The sequence below is a fragment of the Vibrio agarivorans genome (assembly GCF_030409635.1).
Taxonomy (GTDB): Bacteria; Pseudomonadota; Gammaproteobacteria; order Enterobacterales; family Vibrionaceae; genus Vibrio; species Vibrio agarivorans.
Genome location: NZ_JAUFQF010000004.1, coordinates 109,341 through 128,659 on the forward strand (window position 1 = coordinate 109,341; position 19,319 = coordinate 128,659).

Genomic DNA, 19,319 nt, shown 5'->3' on the forward strand with positions numbered 1-19,319 from the left:
GTGCGCCCAAGCAATTTGGCATAAAGGGACAGTATGCTCTACGACTACATGAACGTGTTGGAATCGGTTGGTTTAGACCTGCTTTTTGCAGCGATCTTCTTCTTGATCGGTATGGCAATTAAAGACGTACTCAATCAAGCCAATGTTCCTCCTTTCGGTCGTCGTATTGTCTGGCTTGTGCTCTTTTTGGGTTGTGCTGGATTTATCGCGAAAGGGATTATCCAAATCAGCTGGGAAGGGACTGGACTATAAGTTCAGCCATGACGTTGAACCCCAATTCGGCGGCACCCTATTTTCGCCAACACTAAACAAACAAAGGTAGAGAATCTATGGCAAGTGTAGGTATCTTTTTCGGCAGCGATACAGGTAACACTGAAGCTGTTGCTAAGATGATTCAAAAGCAACTAGGTAAACAACTGATTCACGTACAAGATATTGCAAAAAGCAGCAAAGATGATGTCGACAACTTCGACCTACTTCTGCTTGGTATCCCAACTTGGTACTACGGTGAAGCACAGTGTGATTGGGATGACTTTTTCCCAGAGCTAGAGCAAATTGACTTCTCTACCAAGCTGGTTGCGATCTTCGGTTGTGGCGACCAAGAGGATTACGCTGAGTACTTCTGTGACGCGATGGGCACTGTGCGTGACATCGTAGAAGCGAAAGGCGGTACTATCCTAGGTCAAACTTCAACTGACGGTTACGAGTTTGAGGCGTCTAAAGCGCTTGTTGAAGGCGATGACTCTCAATTCGTCGGTCTATGTATCGATGAAGACCGCCAACCTGAGCTGACAGAAGAGCGCGTCAACAACTGGTGTAAGCAGCTGTTTGAAGAGATGTGTCTAGCAGAACTCGCTGACTAACCTGATACTAGTTCATGCGCGCAAAACCCAAGCTTTTTGGCTTGGGTTTTTTGTATCGAACTGTGTCTCTCAGTTAACTCAAGCATAACACTTTCAGGTGAGCCTATGATCAGGCTTCTTTCTGATATAAAGCTTGCGTTCCACTTCAGCGACAACTTCTCCAGAATGGTTCTTTATATAAACGACAAACTCCGGAAAACACTTGTCCCCCGCTGCTGTTAATGCCCAAATCTCATCTAGCTGCTGCTGACTAAGCTCAAAATCCGCATACAAGTTCGTTGCCCCTGGCTTGATAAAGTTGATACTCGCCTCTTTATCCCAAACATAGTATTCAGGCCCCAAAATTCCCATTAACATCAAGGCGTAGACCGGGTCGGTTAGAGAGAACATGCTGCCACCATACTGGGTTCTATTCGCATTCTTATTCCACCAACGAAGCTTAAGTCGCATCTTTACCTGACGAAAATCCTCACTAATGGAAAGAATCTTAATTCCCGCCCCCCAGAAGGGAGGCCAAATGTTAAGAGCAAAGCGAACTACGGCGGGTTTGTATATTTTGTAAAGCATATCAATTCGATTTCAGGCAACTCAAGATGTTACATAAATGTAACTCATCAGACCAGACAATGCCGTGATCAATAAAGTAATTTTTGTTACTGATATATCCCTTTGAAGTTCAAGGTTTATTGTTTTAGCGGCTTGCCATATAATCTAGGCATAACTAAATTCATGTGAAAGCTGAAGATCGTCAACAGGAATGTATATGCCAGACAATAATAAAGCCTTGAAGGATGCAGGTCTTAAAGTCACCTTGCCTAGGTTAAAGATATTAGAATTACTGCAACAGCCAGATTGTCAGCATATCAGCGCTGAAGACCTGTATAAGAAGCTCATCGACCTTGGCGAAGAAATCGGTCTTGCAACGGTTTACCGTGTTCTTAACCAATTTGATGATGCAGGTATTGTAACTCGTCACCACTTTGAGGGCGGAAAGTCAGTCTTTGAACTGGCAACTCAGCACCACCATGACCACTTGGTTTGTTTAGACTGTGGTGAGGTTATCGAGTTTTCTGATGAAGTCATTGAGCAGCGCCAGAAAGAAATTGCGCAGAACTACAACATGACACTGACCAACCATAGCTTGTACCTCTACGGAAAAAGCCACAACAGTGCGTGTAAAACTGATCCTAATTACCATAAGAAAAATTAAGGTTTTCAACGCTCAGTATATAAACAGACGCCAGCACATGTTGCTGGCGTTTTTTGTATTGTGCTCACTATAAGTTCACTCTCTGCTTATAAAAGCAGCCCATAAAAAAACCAGCTCGAGATGAGCTGGTTTTCAAAAAGTAGCGATTAAACTAACAGTTAGTTCGCTTCAATCTTAGCCCACGTGTCACGCAGGCCTACGGTGCGGTTAAACACTAACGACTCTGATGTTGAGTCTTTAGAGTCGACACAGAAGTAGCCTGTGCGCTCGAACTGGAAGCCTGCTTCTGCTTTCGCTTGTGCAAGGCTTGGTTCAACATAACCATTCACTTTTTGCAGTGAATCTGGGTTAATTGTTTCTGCGAAGTTATCTGCAGCTGCAGGGTTTGCGACAGTGAACAAGCGGTCATAAAGACGAATTTCAGCAGGCAGTGCTTTGTCAGCAGATACCCAGTGGATAACACCCTTCACTTTACGGCCGTCAGCTGGATTTTTACCTAGCGTCTCATTGTCGTAAGTACAGAAGATAGTGGTGATATTGCCTTGTGCATCTTTTTCAATGCGCTCTGCTTTGATCACGTATGCACCGCGTAGACGCACTTCTTTACCAAGAACCAATCGCTTGTACTTCTTGTTTGCTTCTTCGCGGAAATCGTCACGCTCGATCCATACTTCACGAGTAAATGGAACTTCACGCTCACCCATTTCAGGCTTGTTCGGGTGGTTAGCAACCGTTAGGTTCTCAACTTTACCTTCTTCATAGTTCTCAATCACGATTTTCACCGGATCAAGTACCGCCATTGCACGAGGTGCATTCTCGTTTAGATCGTCACGAATACAGGACTCTAGAGAACCAAACTCGATCATGTTTTCTTGCTTGGTCACGCCAATACGCTTACAGAACTCACGGATAGAACCAGGTGTGAAACCACGGCGACGTAGGCCCGAAATCGTTGGCATGCGCGGATCATCCCACCCTTGCACAAGATTTTCAGTCACTAATTGGTTTAGCTTACGTTTTGACATCACCGTGTATTCAAGGTTTAGACGGCTGAACTCGTACTGACGTGGCTGGCAATCAATCGTAATGTTCTCTAGCACCCAGTCGTATAGACGACGGTTGTCTTGGAATTCAAGCGTACACAGTGAGTGTGTAATGCCCTCTAGGGCATCAGAAATACAGTGCGTAAAGTCGTACATTGGGTAGATACACCACTTATCACCTGTTTGATGATGGTGGGCAAAACGGACACGATAAAGTACCGGATCACGCATCACAATGAATGATGACGCCATATCAATTTTTGCACGAAGACACGCTTTGCCTTCTTCGAAGCCACCAGCGCGCATTTTTTCAAACAGCGCTAAGTTTTCCTCAACACTACGATCACGGTAAGGGCTTGGCTTACCTGGAGCCGTCAGCGTACCGCGATACTCGCGGATCTCGTCTGCACTAAGCTCTTCAACGTAAGCGAGCCCTTTCTCGATAAGCTCAACCGCGTAGCCATACAACTTGTCAAAGTAGTTAGATGAGTAACATACTTCACCAGACCAATCGAAACCAAGCCAGATTACATCGTTTTTAATCGATTCAACGTACTCGACGTCTTCTTTCTCTGGGTTAGTGTCATCAAAGCGTAAGTTACATTGGCCTTGGTAGTCCTGAGCAATTCCGAAATTCAAGCAGATCGATTTCGCGTGACCGATATGTAGGTAGCCATTCGGCTCCGGTGGGAAACGCGTGTGAACATGGTTGTGTGTTCCTTCAGCCAAGTCTTTATCAATGATTTGGCGAATGAAATTCGACGGGCGAGTTTCAGTTTCACTCATCAAGAGTACCTCAATCTTTCAATTTAATTCTCGAGCCTACATATTGCAGGCGTATTGGTTAATGATCCACGATTCTGACGAAATTCACAATACACCGATTGAAATTAAAACGAAAAAAGCCTCTTGAGGGAGAGGCTTCAAGAGGCTTAGTTATGAATTACGAGTTTAATTGCTTAAAAGCTCGTCGATTATGGTAATGCTACCTGAGAGAGGTCTTCACCAGCACCGATGGCTTTCATTTCACCTGCAACGATTTCAGCTTGTGGGCCAAGGATAACCTGCAGGTTGTTTTCACCCAGCTTCACCACACCTTTCGCACCCAACTTCTTAAGAACAGCTTCGTCAGCGATAGAGCGGTCTTTAAGAGTCAAACGTAGGCGAGTGATACAAGCGTCGATTGACGTCAAGTTTTCGTGACCACCGAGAGCTTTCAGGTATTGGCGAGCCACATCACCTTTTGGCGCATCAGCGGTTGATACTGCTGCTTCTTCGTCATCGTCTTCACGACCAGGCGATTTCAGGTTGAATGCGCGGATAGCGAAGCTGAAAGTGAAGAAGTATAGAGCACCAAATGCTAGGCCGATAAGTAGCAGTGTTACCGGTTTCGTTGCTAGACCCCAGTTTAGAATGAAGTCGATAAGACCTGCTGAGAAACCAAAGCCGTGTAGCGTACCGAACATGTTTGCAATCACAAGAGATAGACCTGTGAATACTGCGTGCATCGCGTACAGTGCTGGCGCTAGGAATACGAACATGAATTCTAGTGGCTCTGTGATACCCGTTAGGAACGAACAGAAACCTACTGAGAACAATGCACCACCGACTTGGCTGCGTTTTTCTGCAGGTGCCGCTAGGTACATCGCAAGTGCAGCACCTGGTAGGCCGAACATCATCACAGGGAAGAAGCCGTTCATGAAGACGCCAGCGCCTTTATCGCCACCGAAGTAACGGTGTAGGTCACCTGATTTCACTGTTTCAGTAACTTCTTTCACTGTCGCTGTGATTTCTGGAGTCACAGAGTTGGCGAATTCAAATGTGTGAGTCTGACCTGCAACCAGAGATTTCGCTAGAGCTGGGTCAACACAAAGCTGTTGAATAGCTGGTAGAGCTTGACCTGCAGCTTGAGCGCCAGTCACTAGCACTTCTTGACATGTACCCATGCCGAACCAGAAGTAAGAGTTTAGTACGTGGTGAAGACCAACAGGGATAAGTGCACGGTTAAGTGTGCCGTAAACAAACTGACCAATCGCACCAGAGGTTGAAACAGCGTGTGCTAGAGAATCTAGTCCACCTTGAATTGAAGGCCATACCACCCCAGCGATTGCACCTGCAACGAGAGAGAATAGACCTGCCATGATAGGCACTAGACGCTTACCAGAGAAGAAAGCCAACCACTCAGGAAGACGTGTAGCATGGAAAGCGTTGTATGAGTGACCAGCAATAATACCGGCGAAGATACCACCGAAGAATGACATGTTAACTTCAGAGTTAATCGTTGTTGCAGTTGCTGTTAAAACAAAATAAGCAACGGCACCCGCTAGACCTGCAGCACCTGAGCCATCTTTAGAAAGACCGATCGCGATACCTAGGCCGAATAGTAGTGGTAGGTTACCAAAGATCGCACCGCCAGCTTCCGCCATAAATGCAATATCTAAAAGGTCGCCTTGACCTAAACGAAGTAGTAGAGCTGCAACTGGCAGGGTTGCGATAGGAAGCATGAGAGCTTTACCTAGCTTCTGCGCATATCCAAGAATGTTCACCTTAAGTTCCCCCTATAGGATTTTTTATATTCCGTTTGACCGACTTATTTTGGTCGCTCAATTTAGTCCTGTTTAGTGTACGGCAATAATTTTGCCCCGCAAATTAAAAGGTCATCAATTGTGATCATAATCACCAGTTTTGACCCAAAATCGAGCTTTTTGCTAGCCAGATCATAAAACTTATTTTATGATACGAAATAACGGTGATTTTCGGCTTATATTGTATTTCGCAAATGACAGTTTTCCGCATTAAACCACTGAATAGTATGAGTTATGACACATCATCATCGAGAATAGGATTGATGATTCACAAGGATGAGATAGAATCCTGTATGCGACTCACACTATTTGCTTGCTGAAAAAGATAATTTGTGACGAGAGAGAAGTCAGTTAAGCCCCACATAATAAGCGGGCGACCTTTACTTTCCGATAGATCACAAAAAATTAAATAAAAATAAGGATTTAAACATGTACGCTCTTACCAATTGTAAAGTCTACACAGGCTCAGACGTGTTGACGCAGCACGCTCTTATCATTGCAGACGAAAAAATTGTTCAAATTTGCCCAGTAAGCGAACTGCCTGACAACATCGAGACCGTTGACCTTGATGGTGCGAATGTCAGCCCTGGCTTTATCGATCTGCAACTGAACGGTTGTGGGGGCGTCATGTTTAATGATGAAATCACCTCTGAAACGCTTGAAATTATGCATCAGGCAAACTTGAAGTCTGGTTGTACCAGCTATTTGCCGACACTTATCACCTCTTCTGATGAGAACATGCGCCAAGCTGTTGCCGCAGCACGTGATTATCACGCTCAGTATCAAAACCAATCCTTAGGCTTACACCTTGAAGGCCCTTACCTAAACGTCATCAAGAAAGGGATTCACAGTGTCGACTATATCCGCCCTTCAGATGATTCCATGATTGACTACATCTGTGAAAATGCGGATGTGATTACTAAAGTAACGTTGGCACCAGAGCACAACAAACCAGAACATATCGAACAACTCGCCAAAGCAGGGATTGTTGTTTCTATTGGTCACACCAACGCAACCTATGTAGAAGCACGCGACAGCTTTGAAGCAGGCATCAGCTTCGCGACTCACCTATTTAATGCGATGACACCAATGGCCGGACGCGAGCCAGGCGTTGTCGGTGCAATCTACGACACACCAGAAGTATACGCAGGCATCATCGCTGACGGCTTCCATGTTGATTATGCCAACATCCGAATTGCCCATAAAATTAAGGGAGAAAAGTTGGTATTAGTGACGGACGCCACAGCTCCAGCAGGCGCTGAGATGGATCACTTTATTTTTGTAGGTAAGAAAGTATATTACCGTGATGGTAAGTGTGTTGATGAAAATGGCACACTTGGCGGCTCGGCGCTCACTATGATTGAGGCAGTACAAAATACCGTTGAGCACGCAGGAATTGCTTTGGATGAGGCATTGCGTATGGCGACATTATATCCAGCTCGCGCAATCGGGGTTGAAGACAAGTTAGGTCGTATCAAAAAAGGTATGATCGCAAACTTGACAGTGTTTGACCGTGACTTCAATATCCAAGCAAATGTAGTTAACGGAAAATACGAGCAAATATAAGCATGAATGGCGGACAAATTGGTAACGTAGACTTAGTAAAGCAACTCAACAGTGCGGCTGTTTACCGTCTAATAGATCAAAAAGGACCTATTTCACGGATCCAAGTCGCGGATGTGAGCCAACTTGCTCCTGCAAGTGTTACGAAAATCACCCGCCAACTTATTGAACGTGGTCTTATCAAAGAAGTGGCTCAGCAGGCTTCAACCGGCGGTCGCCGTGCCATTTCTTTGCAAACAGAGGTGGCACCTTTCCACTCTGTTGCTGTAAGGATTGGTCGAGACTACGTTCACTTGAGCCTATATGATTTAGGCGGCAATATCCTCGCGGATACTCAGCACGACTTTTATTACACAGAACAAGACGAGCTTGCAGAAGGTGTCGTTAATTTCATTCGCCACTTTATTGCCGAAAACGACAAGTTAATCGAACAACTGATTGCTATTGGCGTGACCCTTCCTGGTCTGGTTAACCCAGAAACCGGCGTTGTTGAATACATGCCCAACACCGAAATCGAGAAATTAGAACTTTCAGCGATCATCCGTGACGCTTTTTCAGTTCAATGCTTCGTGGGTAACGATGTTCGTGGCATGGCATTGGCTGAGCACTACTTTGGTGCCAGTCAAGATTGCCAAGACTCGATTCTTGTCAGTGTGCATCGTGGTACTGGTGCTGGCATCATCGTCAATGGTCAAGTTTTCTTGGGCTTCAACCGTAACGTAGGTGAGATTGGCCATATTCAAATCGACCCTCTCGGTGAGCAATGCCATTGTGGTAACTTTGGCTGTCTCGAAACCGTGGCAGCCAACCCTGCAATTGTTGAGCGAGTACGCAAGCTTATCGCACAAGGTTATGAGTCAAGCTTGACGACTCTTGATTCGATCACGGTAGGTGATGTCTGCAAGCACGCAAACCTCGGTGATGAGTTAGCAAAACAGAGCTTAGTTCGAGTGGGTAATCAATTAGGTAAAGCCATCGCAATTACCATCAACTTGTTTAACCCACAAAAAATCCTAATTGCCGGTGATATCACAAAGAGTGAAGACATTGTTTTCCCTGCGATTATGCGCAATGTAGAAAACCAATCTCTGACTACCTTCCATAAGGATTTACCTATCGTTGCCGCTCAGTTGGGTGACAAGCCAACAATGGGCGCTTTTGCGATGATCAAACGCGCCATGCTTAATGGTGTTTTGTTACAGAAACTTCTCGAAGACTAACTCAAATCTCTTTAGAATTTAGGGCTGTGATTTCACAGCCCTTTTTTGTAGAGAAAGTAATTGCACATGGACATCATTTTAATCAGTGCTGCATTTGTAGCTGGGGTTATCGCCCTAAAATGCCACCTTCCTCCATTGGTTGGTTTTCTTCTTGCGGGTTTTGCACTTCATAGCTTCGGCTATCAATCAAACCCTCTCATCGACAATCTCGCCGATCTCGGTGTGACACTCTTGCTTTTCACTATCGGCTTAAAACTCGATATTCGCACCCTATTTGCCAAAGAGATTTGGGCAGGCGCAACAGCACACAACCTGTTTTCGACCCTCTTTTTTACTGTTGCCCTAGGCTTCTTAAAGCTACTCGGTTTACCCGCACTAGCCCAGTTAGAGACCGCTCATCTGCTGTTGCTTGGGTTTGCCCTCTCTTTTTCAAGTACTGTCTTTGCTGTCAAAGCACTACAAGAAAAAGGCGAGATGAACGCCACCTATGGCAACCTAGCCATAGGAATCTTGATTATGCAGGATATTTTCGCCGTCCTGTTTCTCACTATTTCGACGGGTAAGATCCCAGAATGGTATGCTATCGCGCTGTTTGCGCTGCCTTTGCTTCGTCCTATCTTCTTTAAGTTACTGGATATTGTCGGGCACGGTGAGATGCTGGTATTGATGGGCATCTTCCTTGCGCTCGTCTGTGGTGCTGGCCTATTTGAAGCGGTGGGCATGAAGGCGGATTTAGGCGCGTTAATATTAGGTATGCTGCTCGCGGGTCATTACAAAGCCTCTGAGCTTTCCAAAGCGCTCTTTAATCTTAAAGAGCTATTTTTGATCTGCTTTTTCCTGAACATTGGCCTATCTGCTGAGCCTACTTGGCAAGGGCTTGGGTTAGCGGTTCTATTTATGCTGCTATTGCCAATCAAGGGGTTGCTTTACTTCCTTATCATCAACCATTTCAAATTCCGTGTTCGCACTTCCCTATTTGCCTCACTGGCCCTGTTTAACTTCAGTGAATTTGGTTTGATTGTCGGTGGTTTGGCGTTCAAGCTGGGTTGGATGAGTGGTGATATGCTTGTCGCTATCGCTCTCGCAGTGTCTCTGTCTTTCATTGTCGCTGCCCCTATCAACAACAACGCACATGCGATATATCAACGATTAGGTCGTTGGCTAAAAGAGCATGCCGCAGAGAAGCTGAATCATCGCGATCAACTGATAGACCCAGGCAACGCTCAGGTCATCATTTTAGGCATGGGTCGAATTGGTTCTGGCGCGTATGACGAACTTTATCAGCGTTATGGTAGCCGAATCATGGGTGTTGAAGTTCGTGAGGATGCAGCAAATGCCCACCGAGCGGAGGGGCGCAATGTGATTGCAGGTGATGCAACTGACTCCGACTTTTGGGAAAGAATCCTCGATACGGCACACGTCAAACTCATTTTGCTCGCCATGCCCAATCACCAAGGTAATCAAACAGCGCTTTATCAGCTGCAACGAAAAAACTATCAAGGACAGATTGCTGCCATTGCGGCTTACCCTGACCAAATCGATGGTTTACTGGCCGATGGTGTTGATGCTGCATTTAATATTTATAACGAAGCTGGCAGCGGTTTCGCTCGTCATGTATGCGAGCAGCTCAAACCAGACTTTGACCCAACTACGCGTCATTAAGGGTCACTCAGTATGAGTAAGCCAATAAATTAAAAGAAAAATTTCACTCAAAGGGGCATAAAGCCCCTTTTTTGTGTAGATAGCACTCATGACATAGATAAAATCTAACTAAATAATCATTTTATTAAATTATTTTTATCAACATGCTTTTAATGTTGTTTTTATTCTCTATAGCGGTTGCATTTTTTAATCACAATGGCAAATTGAAGATATAGATGATTGTTAAAGTATTTAGATAAGGATGTTGTATGTGCTCAGTATTTGGCATTTTAGACATAAAAAGTGACGCTGCCGCGTTAAGACCCATCGCATTAGAGATGTCAAAAAAGCTTCGCCACCGTGGTCCAGATTGGTCAGGTATTTACTCTTCTGAGCGTGCAATTCTCGCTCATGAACGTCTGGCGATTGTCGATTTAAACAGCGGTGCACAGCCACTCTACAGCCCTGATGGTAAACTTGTACTTGCAGTCAATGGTGAGATCTATAACCACAAAGAGATCCGCGCTAAATACGAAGGAAAGTACGAGTTTCAAACTGAATCAGATTGTGAAGTTATTTTGGCACTTTACCAAGAGTTTGGCGAGGATCTGCTTGAAGAGCTAAACGGTATCTTTGCGTTTATCCTTTATGATGAAGAGAAAGATCAATACCTTGTCGGTCGTGACCACATCGGTATTATTCCACTTTATCAAGGATATGATGAGCACGGTAACTACTATGTTGCCTCTGAGATGAAGGCGCTAACACCTGTGTGTAAGACCATCAGCGAGTTCCCTCCAGGCTGCCACTACAGCTCAACAGATTCAGAGCCTCAACGCTACTACATTCGTGATTGGAACGAGTATGCCGCAGTACAAGGCAATACCACCAGCAAAGAAGAACTAACAGAAGCACTTGAAGCAGCAGTAAAACGCCAACTGATGACAGACGTTCCTTACGGCGTATTGCTTTCGGGTGGCTTGGACTCTTCCATTACATCAGCAGTCGCCAAACGCTTTGCTGCAATGCGTATTGAAGATGACAGCCAATCAGAGGCGTGGTGGCCACAGCTGCACTCTTTTGCCGTCGGCCTTGAAGGTGCACCAGATCTTAAAGCTGCGCGAGAAGTGGCTGACAAGATAGGTACCGTTCACCACGAGATGACTTACACCATTCAAGAAGGCTTAGATGCGATTCGTGACGTTATCTATCATATTGAAACCTATGATGTAACAACGATTCGCGCTTCAACACCAATGTTCCTAATGGGTCGTAAGATCAAAGCCATGGGTATCAAAATGGTGTTGTCTGGTGAAGGTGCGGATGAAATCTTTGGCGGTTACTTATACTTCCACAAAGCGCCAAATGCGAAAGAGTTCCACGAAGAAACTGTGCGTAAACTGCTTGCTCTAAACATGTTCGATTGTGCTCGTGCCAACAAATCACTCGCAGCTTGGGGTGTAGAAGGACGTGTACCTTTCCTTGATAAAGAGTTTATTGATGTCGCAATGCGTTTGAACCCAGAAGATAAAATGTGTGGTAACGGCAAGATGGAAAAACACATCTTACGTGAGTGTTTTGAACACTACCTACCTGACTCAATTGCATGGCGTCAAAAAGAGCAGTTCTCAGATGGTGTCGGCTATAGCTGGATTGACACACTGAAAGAAGTGGCAGAAGCTAAAATCACAGACCAGCAAATGGAGACAGCTCAGTTCCGTTTCCCATACAACACACCTACAACCAAAGAAGGCTACGTGTACCGCGAGATCTTTGAAGAGCTATTCCCGCTGCCATCAGCCGCGGAATGTGTCCCTGGCGGTCCTTCCGTTGCTTGTTCTTCAGCAAAAGCGATTGAATGGGATGAGTCATTCCAAAACTGCGTCGACCCATCAGGCCGCGCAGTACAAACCGTTCACAACGATGCTTACGAAAACGCGTAAATCACCGTTTACCACGCAAGCTAACCCATAAAGCAAAGCCCGCAAGTGAGTGTTCACATCGCGGGCTTTCTGTTTGTTAGCATGATGATGACAAAATGAACATCGATGTTGACATCACATTCGTCATACGGGCATTTTTACAAATCCAAGTCGCTATTATCGACCTTCACCTCAACCATTTTATTGAGCATCTTCACCAGCATAATGGAGCGCATTTCACCATCAGGCTCTTGATAGATAGCCTCTATACCCGCAAATTGGCCTGACTTAATCGCGACTTTTTGCCCAGATTCTGGCAGCGCAATCTCTTGTGGTTTATTCGCCATAGATTCGAGTTGTTTGAGGTTAAAAATCAGATCGCCCTGCACCTCTTGAGGGTAATTACCTTGACGAATAAAGTCGACCACACCTCTAGTTGAACGCACGGTTGTAAACGAAGGCCCTAGCTCAAAATCAAACCGAACAAACATATATGAAGGGAAAAGCGGTTCTTGCTTAACCTGACGCTTACCACGAGTGATCTTCTCGACCTGCACTTTAGGGTAATAACACTCAACATTTTGATTGTTTAAGTGCAATGTGGCCCTTTCTTGCTCACCTTTCTTGCAATAAAGGACGTACCAACGTTTCATATCTATACCAACTGTTTTGATTCGTTTTAATTATATACCTAAGCAACGCTACGCGCAGCGATGACCCAGGCTAAGTGAGTTATATTAAACCAAATCGGTGTTAAACCAAACCGGCTAACATTAGCCCCCTAAACCGACAATTGACGCGTCACTAAGTCGCTCATTAAAGCAACATGCTCTTCACTGTCATTCAAGCAAGGAATGTACTGGAAAGCGCTACCTCCGGCTTCAATAAAGATTTCCTGACACTCTTCAGAAATCTCTTCGAGCGTTTCCAAACAGTCGGAAGCAAAAGCCGGAGTAAGAATATCCAGTTTTTTGATGCCTTGGCCCGGTAGCTTTTCTAATGTCTTATCCGTGTAGGGCTGCAACCACTCCTCTCGGCCAAAGCGAGATTGATAAGTATGACCAATCTGCTGATCATTAAGGCCAAGCTCTTTAGCGAGTAACTGTGTCGTCCTCTCGCAATGCTTTGGATAAATGTCACCATTGTCTGCATACCGTTGCGGGATGCCGTGATAAGAGCACAACAGATAATCTCCCCTACCATTCTCTTCCCAGCTTTTTCTTACTGTTGCAGCAAGCGCCCTAATATAAAGAGGGTGGTCATGATAATCCGTTTGAAGGCGATACTGTGGAATATGAGCATAACCTTTGAATGCCTTCAATAAGCCGTCACTCACCGCTGCGGTTGTCGTACCAGAGTATTGCGGATAAAGAGGCAGGACAAAGATGTCGTCTACGCCACGCTCTTGAAGAGCTTGGATGCCCGTTTTTAAGCTCGGGCTGCCATACGTCATACCAAGCTCCACTGGGATATTGAGCGACAGTTCCAGAGCTTGTCGTTGCCTTTGTGAGTAGACCATCAAAGGGGAGCCTTCTGCCATCCATACCGACTGATATAACTTAGCTACTTTCGGAGCACGGATGGGCAAAATCACACCGTGTAAAAGCGGACACCATAACCATCGCGTCATATCCACTACGCGGTGATCGTGTAAGAACTCTGATAAAAAAGCCTTTACTGCTTGAGGGGTGGCAGCATCCGGTGTCCCTAGATTGACGAGCAATACGCCCTGTTTTTTATTTTCCATATATCAAGCTTACTGTTAAAAGTCTGTCTGCTTAGGTACGCTACTTGCCTGAAATTAGAGCAAAAAAAAGCGACCTATCAAGGTCGCTTCACTATATCAAACATTATGCTGATTAAGACAGAGCTTTCTCTAGTTCTGCACTTACTTCAGCAACTAGCTTAGTACCGTCAAATTTAAGGTACTTGGTGTTGCCTGCTTCAGCTTCTTTACCGTAGTAAGAAATGAGTGGTGCCGTTTGCTCATGGTAAACACCTAGACGTGCACGTACGGTTTCTGGTTTGTCATCTTCACGGATCACTAGCTCTTCACCCGTTACGTCATCTTTACCTTCTTCTTTAGGTGGGTTGTAAACCACGTGGTAAGTACGACCAGAGGCTAGGTGAGCACGACGGCCCGCCATACGTTCAACGATAACATCATCAGCAACGTCGATTTCAACAACGTAATCGACATCAACGCCCATCTCTTTTAGGCCATCAGCCTGTGGAATGGTGCGTGGGAAACCGTCAAGTAGGAAACCTTTCGCACAATCGTCTTGAGCGATACGCTCTTTGATAAGACCTAGGATAATTTCATCAGAAACTAGCTGACCAGCATCGATTACAGCTTTAGCTTGTTTGCCAAGTTCTGTACCTGCTTTGATAGCAGCACGTAGCATGTCACCAGTAGAGATTTGCGGAACACCGTATTTTTCCATGATGAAATTTGCTTGTGTGCCTTTACCTGCACCTGGAGCACCTAGAAGAATGATGCGCATGTTGAATCCTCTTGTATTTACAAACGATTTATACCGAAGCTCACTGTATTGAACAGTGCGTTCTAGACACGGTAAGTTTCGGTATAAGTTTATGGGTATCTATGGCTCAACACAGAGCCAAACGATTAAACTGCGCGTAGTCTACCACAGTTTTTTGCCATTTTTGCCACGATACGACGAAAGAATAAGGCACTAGCGAGAAACTCTCGCTAGTGCCTTAAGGAATCATCGCCAAATTTGGTTATTTAACGAGTAATGTGTTAATTGCGCCTAAGAATTGAGAAGGATCTTCCATCGAGCCACGCTCTGCAAGCATTGCTTGACCCAAAAGCACTTCAACCCAGCGTCCAAACACTTGCTCATCCGCTTCATCTGCCATGCGTTTTACGAGCTCATGCTCAGGGTTAATCTCAAAGATGTACTTCACTTCTGGTGCTGCCTGACCAGCCGCTTCCAAAAGTTTTGCCATTTGAGTGCCCATTTCGAAATCATCGGTCACAACGACGGCAGGTGTAGTCGCGAGCTTAAATGTCGTGCGGACTTCTTTCACGCGGTCGCCAAGGTAGGCTTTGGTGCGGTCAACCACTGACTTGAACTCTTCTTCTGTTTCCTTTTGCTTCTCTTTCTCAGCTTCGTCTTCAAACTTGCTCAGATCAAGGCCTGCTTTGGTGATTGATTGGAACTGCTTACCATCAAACTCTGTCAAGTAGTTCATTAACCATTCATCGATACGGTCAAACATCAGAACCACTTCGATACCTTTCGCTTTAAACTGCTCTAAGTGAGGGCTGTTCTTAGCGGCAGCGTAGCTGTCTGCTGTTAGGTAATAGATCTTATCTTGGCCTTCCTTCATTCGTTCAACATAAGATGCTAGGCCGATGGTTTGATCCGCAGAGTCGACCTCAGTAGAAGCAAAGCGAAGCAGCGCAGCGACTTTCTCCTTGTTCGCCATATCTTCCGCTGGACCTTCTTTCAGCACTAGGCCAAACTCTTTCCAGAACGACTGGTATTTTTCTTCGTCATTCTTCGCTAAGCGCTCAAGCATCGTCAGCACACGCTTGGTACACGCATTACGTAGAGATTGTGTCACCTTGTTGTCTTGCAAAATTTCACGAGACACGTTCAATGGCAGATCATTAGAATCTATCAAGCCGCGAACGAAACGCAGGTATGACGGCATAAACTGCTCTGCGTCATCCATGATAAAGACACGCTGAACATAAAGCTTCAAGCCTGACTTGTGGTCACGATTCATCATGTCCCAAGGGGCTTTTGATGGAATATACAGTAAGCTCGTGTAGTCGTTTTTACCTTCTACTCGGTTGTGACTCCACAGCAAAGGATCAGCAAAATCATGAGAGACGTGTTTATAGAACTCCTGATACTCTTCATCCGTAATGTCTGATTTACTGCGAGTCCATAATGCCTGTGCTTTGTTGATTTGCTCCCACTTTTTCTCGCCCGTTTCTTTGCCTTCATCGTCACGAACTGCAGTTTGAATGGAAACAGGAATACCAATGTGGTCTGAGTATTTGCTGATGACTTCACGTAAACGCCACTCATCCAAGAACTCTTTACCTTCTTCACGCATGTGAAGAACAATGTCCGTACCGCGCGTTTCCTTGGTGATACCTTCAATCGTGTAATCACCTTCGCCGGCCGAGTGCCATTGAACCGCTTCTGAAGAACTTAGGCCTGCTGCGCGAGTGCGAACTGTCACGGCATCTGCAACGATAAACGCTGAATAGAAACCCACACCAAATTGACCAATCAGTTGCGAGTCTTTGCTCTGATCTTCAGAAAGCTTTGAGAAGAAGTCTGCTGTACCCGATTTTGCGATAGTACCTAGGTGTTCAATCACGTCTTCGCGTGACATCCCGATGCCATTGTCAGAAATCGTCAGTGTGTTGGCTTGCTGATCAAAAGCAAGCTTCACACCTAGATCAGCATCGCCTTGATAGAGCTCTGAGTTTGATAAAGCTTGAAAACGTAACTTGTCCGATGCATCTGACGCATTCGAAATCAGTTCACGCAGGAAAATCTCTTTGTTTGAGTACAAAGAGTGGATCATTAAATGAAGAAGTTGCTTAACTTCCGATTGAAATCCGCGGGTTTCTTTATTGTTGGAAACGGTTTCGCTCATGTTTACTCCAAAACGTTCTACTGTCTCGTTGTGACTCGCTGCGTTTATGATTATTCACGCATACTCGTCAGTGATGTTTTGTAGATAAGGGGCATCTAATGCAAATTCAAGGTCAAAAACTGTAAAACTCGTGTTTTTTTTATCTATTTTGTTTATCCTATGCACCGAAAATATCTCAAACGAGCTAAACACACTTTGATATTTTCCTGTTCCCAAAACATGTGCTTTTTTTGAGCCGAAGAAAATTAGAGCGTTTTTGCATGAGAATTAACTAATCATGGGATTTTATTCACCATTTTCAGTACAATACCTCATCACATTTACTTTTTAGAATAGTGATAATTTTCTCAATTAAAGAAACAACCATTACCGACCTGAGATAGGTCCATTGAGGTGTAGTAAACGTTTATGAGTAATTTAGGTAACAAGTTTATACTCGCAAACAAGTTTCTGTTTGACCCTAACAATAACTCACTACTTGAACAGTCTACTGACGAGAATATTCGTTTAGGTAGCAATGAAAGCCGTATCCTGCTTTTACTTGCTCAGCGCCCTAACGAGGTTGTCACACGTTCAGAGCTGCATGAGTATGTGTGGCGTGAACAAGGCTTTGAGGTTGATGACTCAAGCTTAACTCAGGCAATTTCTACGTTACGTAAACTATTAAAAGATCCTACAAAGAACCCAGAATTTGTAAAAACAGTGCCAAAGCGCGGTTATCAACTGATCTGTACGGTTGAAGAATGTAGCGCTATCAGTGCAGTAATCAATTCTGAATTGGCTGAAGATACTGTCGCGACACCAGTAGGCTCAACATCTGAACTTGAACAAACCAATGAGTCTAAAACCAGTGAAGCAACGGTAGAAACTGCCGTCAATGCATCAGCGCCTGCTCCGGTACAAGCCACACCAACTTGGTTGCCTAAGGTGATGCTTGTTGTTGCGCTGTTACTGCCCTTGTTTGCTCTGTTTGGCCAAGCTCCGGAAGACCAACATTTCCGAGATTTAGGCAACTTTGAAGACACACCAGTGCTGACGCCCATTAATCACCCTGACTTACAGGTTTGGCTGCCATCAATCGAAAAATGTATCACACGCTACATTGGCAACAGAAATGCGCAACAAGCGAGCTTACCGATTAAAGTCATCGCTACTGGTGGACAAAATAACTTCTTAGTTCTGAATTACATCCATCCTGAGGAGGACTCTGGTTCAAGCTATTCTCAACAACTCGTCTCTGATCCAACGAGTTTAACGAAAGTTTGCGAGTAAGGAGAGATAACGAATGAAAGCAAAATATACAGCGATGATTCTCGCCATTTCCGCTATTTTCAGTGCTTGGTTATACTGGGGCAGTGATCTAAAACTGGAGCAGATCCTGACCTCAAAAGAGTGGCAATCTCACAATGTTTCTCTTATTTCCAAGACCTTGATAATAACACTTGGGGCCCATTATCAAGAGCAGAGATGACAGCAAACGTGAAATACCTACCAAACGGTAACTATATTCGTGTTGCAACCGTTAAGTTTTTCAGCCTCCCTGATGATGCTCCTGTAACAATGAATATTTCTGAGCTAGGCTACTGGGATATCAGTGATAATTATCTTTTGATCTCACCAACTGAGTTCAAAAACATGACATCACCACACATCACTGACTTTACTGATGAGCAGCTCGATATCTTGACTCAAGTGTTTAAAATGAACGCACAACAAAGTCGTCGAGTTGATGTAATCAATGAGAAATCACTACTGTTAACGAGCCTAAGCCACGGCTCTACCGTACTATTCTCTCATTAAAACCTTTCTGATGAGGACAAGGATGTTCTCTGTCAATTTAATTCCGACTAGGTGCCCATGGACTGGTTTGATTCTGCGCTGCTCTTTATCGGTTCACTGATTGCCAACACGTTAGCCTCTATGTCAGGCGGCGGTGCGGGCTTACTCCAATTCCCTCTACTTATCTTCTTTGGCTTGCCTTTTTCTGAAGCACTTGCCACTCATAAAGTCGCGAGCGTCGCATTGGGACTAGGTGCAGCTTATACCCACCTCAGAACCAAAACCGTCTCAATCAAAGTGATGGCTTTTGTGATATTGACAGGAAGTGTTGGTGTCATTGCTGGCGCCTGGCTTGTCGTGATGATTCCTGAAGAACGAGCACAAACACTGCTTGGCTTGATGATCATCGCGCTCGGACTTTACTCACGCTTTAAGCCCAGCCTTGGCACAGAGACAGAAGAGAAGCATCGTGATGTCTACGGATACCTAATAGGTGGGTTTGGTCTAGCCTTTATCGGCGTCATTAATGGTTCTCTAACAGCCGGTTCTGGGCTATTGGTTACCCTATTTCTTGTGCAGTGGTTTGGCTTTAGTTATAAACAAGCGGTCGCATTAACAATGATCTGTGTCGGTCTATTTTGGAATGGCTTAGGCGGAGTCACTGTTACTCAAGCGGGAGCACCTATCTTTTGGCCATGGCTGCCATTGTTGTTAGCGGCTTCGTTTATCGGTGGTGGGCTCGGTGCGCATATTGCAACCAAGAAAAGTAATGTGTTCATCAAACGCTGTTTTGAAGTTTTAACGTTTTTGGTCGGCATCAAGCTTCTGTTTTAGATAACTTGATGC

The 19,319-nt window shown here is 45.0% G+C and carries 16 protein-coding genes and 1 pseudogene; 10 read left to right on the forward strand and 7 right to left on the reverse strand.

Annotated features, from left to right (window positions below; translation table 11 throughout):
* Positions 1–33 precede the first annotated feature (33 nt).
* Both QWZ05_RS08885 and fldA read left to right on the forward strand, forming a co-directional pair.
* The gene (locus QWZ05_RS08885) at positions 34–252 is read left to right on the forward strand and encodes a DUF2788 domain-containing protein (protein ID WP_264875037.1); all 219 of its coding nucleotides are present in this window, start codon (positions 34–36) and stop codon (positions 250–252) included.
* Between the two features lie 77 nt (positions 253–329).
* Positions 330–863: a flavodoxin FldA gene (fldA, locus tag QWZ05_RS08890; protein ID WP_264875036.1), complete on the forward strand. Its 534-nt coding sequence runs from the start codon at positions 330–332 to the stop codon at positions 861–863.
* Positions 864–956: 93 nt separating this feature from the next.
* On the opposite strand, the gene QWZ05_RS08895 is transcribed toward fldA, so the two are convergent.
* Complete coding sequence (locus QWZ05_RS08895) at positions 957–1,430, reverse strand: DUF4442 domain-containing protein (RefSeq protein WP_289961797.1); 474 nt, start codon at positions 1,428–1,430, stop codon at positions 957–959.
* Between the two features lie 196 nt (positions 1,431–1,626).
* On the opposite strand from QWZ05_RS08895, the gene fur reads away from it, so the two are divergent.
* The gene (fur, locus tag QWZ05_RS08900) at positions 1,627–2,073 is read left to right on the forward strand and encodes a ferric iron uptake transcriptional regulator (RefSeq protein ID WP_264875033.1); all 447 of its coding nucleotides are present in this window, start codon (positions 1,627–1,629) and stop codon (positions 2,071–2,073) included.
* Between the two features lie 158 nt (positions 2,074–2,231).
* Here the strand turns inward: fur and glnS are convergent, their stop codons facing one another.
* On the reverse strand, positions 2,232–3,902 hold the full coding sequence (glnS, locus tag QWZ05_RS08905; protein WP_290298025.1) for a glutamine--tRNA ligase: 1,671 nt from the start codon (positions 3,900–3,902) through the stop codon (positions 2,232–2,234).
* 188 nt (positions 3,903–4,090) lie between these two features.
* The gene (nagE, locus tag QWZ05_RS08910) at positions 4,091–5,662 is read right to left on the reverse strand and encodes an N-acetylglucosamine-specific PTS transporter subunit IIBC (RefSeq protein WP_264875031.1); all 1,572 of its coding nucleotides are present in this window, start codon (positions 5,660–5,662) and stop codon (positions 4,091–4,093) included.
* A 468-nt stretch (positions 5,663–6,130) separates the two neighbouring features.
* Here nagE and nagA point away from each other — a divergent pair, with 468 nt between their 5' ends.
* The 4 genes from nagA to asnB all read left to right on the forward strand — a co-directional run bounded on the left by nagA (position 6,131) and on the right by asnB (position 12,068).
* On the forward strand, positions 6,131–7,267 hold the full coding sequence (nagA, locus tag QWZ05_RS08915; protein WP_290298027.1) for an N-acetylglucosamine-6-phosphate deacetylase: 1,137 nt from the start codon (positions 6,131–6,133) through the stop codon (positions 7,265–7,267).
* A 2-nt stretch (positions 7,268–7,269) separates the two neighbouring features.
* A complete protein-coding gene (gene nagC, locus QWZ05_RS08920; protein WP_264875029.1) occupies positions 7,270–8,484 on the forward strand; it encodes a DNA-binding transcriptional regulator NagC in 1,215 nt (404 codons plus the stop codon).
* A gap of 66 nt (positions 8,485–8,550) precedes the next feature.
* Entirely contained in the window at positions 8,551–10,146 is a 1,596-nt protein-coding gene (locus tag QWZ05_RS08925; protein ID WP_264875028.1) for a cation:proton antiporter family protein, read from the forward strand.
* A 248-nt stretch (positions 10,147–10,394) separates the two neighbouring features.
* Positions 10,395–12,068 (forward strand): asparagine synthase B, encoded by a 1,674-nt coding sequence (gene asnB / locus QWZ05_RS08930; protein ID WP_264875027.1) that lies wholly within the window; start codon positions 10,395–10,397, stop codon positions 12,066–12,068.
* Positions 12,069–12,205: 137 nt separating this feature from the next.
* Here asnB and rfaH read toward each other — a convergent pair whose 3' ends face one another.
* The 4 genes from rfaH to htpG all read right to left on the reverse strand — a co-directional run bounded on the left by rfaH (position 12,206) and on the right by htpG (position 16,694).
* Positions 12,206–12,700: a transcription/translation regulatory transformer protein RfaH gene (rfaH, locus tag QWZ05_RS08935; RefSeq protein WP_290298031.1), complete on the reverse strand. Its 495-nt coding sequence runs from the start codon at positions 12,698–12,700 to the stop codon at positions 12,206–12,208.
* Positions 12,701–12,828: 128 nt separating this feature from the next.
* A complete protein-coding gene (gene hemH, locus QWZ05_RS08940) occupies positions 12,829–13,794 on the reverse strand; it encodes a ferrochelatase (RefSeq protein WP_290298033.1) in 966 nt (321 codons plus the stop codon).
* A 112-nt stretch (positions 13,795–13,906) separates the two neighbouring features.
* Positions 13,907–14,551 carry an adenylate kinase gene (gene adk, locus QWZ05_RS08945; protein ID WP_264875024.1) on the reverse strand — a complete coding sequence of 215 codons (645 nt, stop codon included), beginning with the start codon at positions 14,549–14,551 and terminating at the stop codon, positions 13,907–13,909.
* A 241-nt stretch (positions 14,552–14,792) separates the two neighbouring features.
* Positions 14,793–16,694, reverse strand: coding sequence for a molecular chaperone HtpG (gene htpG, locus QWZ05_RS08950; RefSeq protein ID WP_290298036.1), 1,902 nt, complete (start codon positions 16,692–16,694; stop codon positions 14,793–14,795).
* A 408-nt stretch (positions 16,695–17,102) separates the two neighbouring features.
* Between htpG and QWZ05_RS08955 the strand changes: the two genes are divergently transcribed.
* The 3 genes and pseudogenes from QWZ05_RS08955 (at position 17,103) to QWZ05_RS08965 (ending at position 19,307) form a co-directional block, all read left to right on the forward strand.
* Positions 17,103–17,966 (forward strand): winged helix-turn-helix domain-containing protein, encoded by an 864-nt coding sequence (locus tag QWZ05_RS08955; protein ID WP_290298039.1) that lies wholly within the window; start codon positions 17,103–17,105, stop codon positions 17,964–17,966.
* A 13-nt stretch (positions 17,967–17,979) separates the two neighbouring features.
* Positions 17,980–18,494 (forward strand): annotated as a pseudogene (locus QWZ05_RS08960) (regulatory protein ToxS).
* A 57-nt stretch (positions 18,495–18,551) separates the two neighbouring features.
* A complete protein-coding gene (locus QWZ05_RS08965; protein ID WP_264875019.1) occupies positions 18,552–19,307 on the forward strand; it encodes a sulfite exporter TauE/SafE family protein in 756 nt (251 codons plus the stop codon).
* Positions 19,308–19,319: the final 12 nt, after the last annotated feature.

Bases quoted from the DNA above. Each gene is read 5' to 3' on its own strand.
- htpG (WP_290298036.1), bottom strand. From the start codon at position 16,694: ATGAGCGAAACCGTTTCCAACAATAAAGAAACCCGCGGATTTCAATCG.
- QWZ05_RS08895 (WP_289961797.1), bottom strand. From the start codon at position 1,430: ATGCTTTACAAAATATACAAACCCGCCGTAGTTCGCTTTGCTCTTAAC.
- asnB (WP_264875027.1), top strand. From the start codon at position 10,395: ATGTGCTCAGTATTTGGCATTTTAGACATAAAAAGTGACGCTGCCGCG.
- nagA (WP_290298027.1), top strand. From the start codon at position 6,131: ATGTACGCTCTTACCAATTGTAAAGTCTACACAGGCTCAGACGTGTTG.
- fur (WP_264875033.1), top strand. From the start codon at position 1,627: ATGCCAGACAATAATAAAGCCTTGAAGGATGCAGGTCTTAAAGTCACC.
- nagC (WP_264875029.1), top strand. From the start codon at position 7,270: ATGAATGGCGGACAAATTGGTAACGTAGACTTAGTAAAGCAACTCAAC.
- QWZ05_RS08925 (WP_264875028.1), top strand. From the start codon at position 8,551: ATGGACATCATTTTAATCAGTGCTGCATTTGTAGCTGGGGTTATCGCC.
- adk (WP_264875024.1), bottom strand. From the start codon at position 14,551: ATGCGCATCATTCTTCTAGGTGCTCCAGGTGCAGGTAAAGGCACACAA.
- rfaH (WP_290298031.1), bottom strand. From the start codon at position 12,700: ATGAAACGTTGGTACGTCCTTTATTGCAAGAAAGGTGAGCAAGAAAGG.
- hemH (WP_290298033.1), bottom strand. From the start codon at position 13,794: ATGGAAAATAAAAAACAGGGCGTATTGCTCGTCAATCTAGGGACACCG.
- QWZ05_RS08955 (WP_290298039.1), top strand. From the start codon at position 17,103: ATGAGTAATTTAGGTAACAAGTTTATACTCGCAAACAAGTTTCTGTTT.
- QWZ05_RS08965 (WP_264875019.1), top strand. From the start codon at position 18,552: ATGGACTGGTTTGATTCTGCGCTGCTCTTTATCGGTTCACTGATTGCC.
- QWZ05_RS08885 (WP_264875037.1), top strand. From the start codon at position 34: ATGCTCTACGACTACATGAACGTGTTGGAATCGGTTGGTTTAGACCTG.
- fldA (WP_264875036.1), top strand. From the start codon at position 330: ATGGCAAGTGTAGGTATCTTTTTCGGCAGCGATACAGGTAACACTGAA.
- glnS (WP_290298025.1), bottom strand. From the start codon at position 3,902: ATGAGTGAAACTGAAACTCGCCCGTCGAATTTCATTCGCCAAATCATT.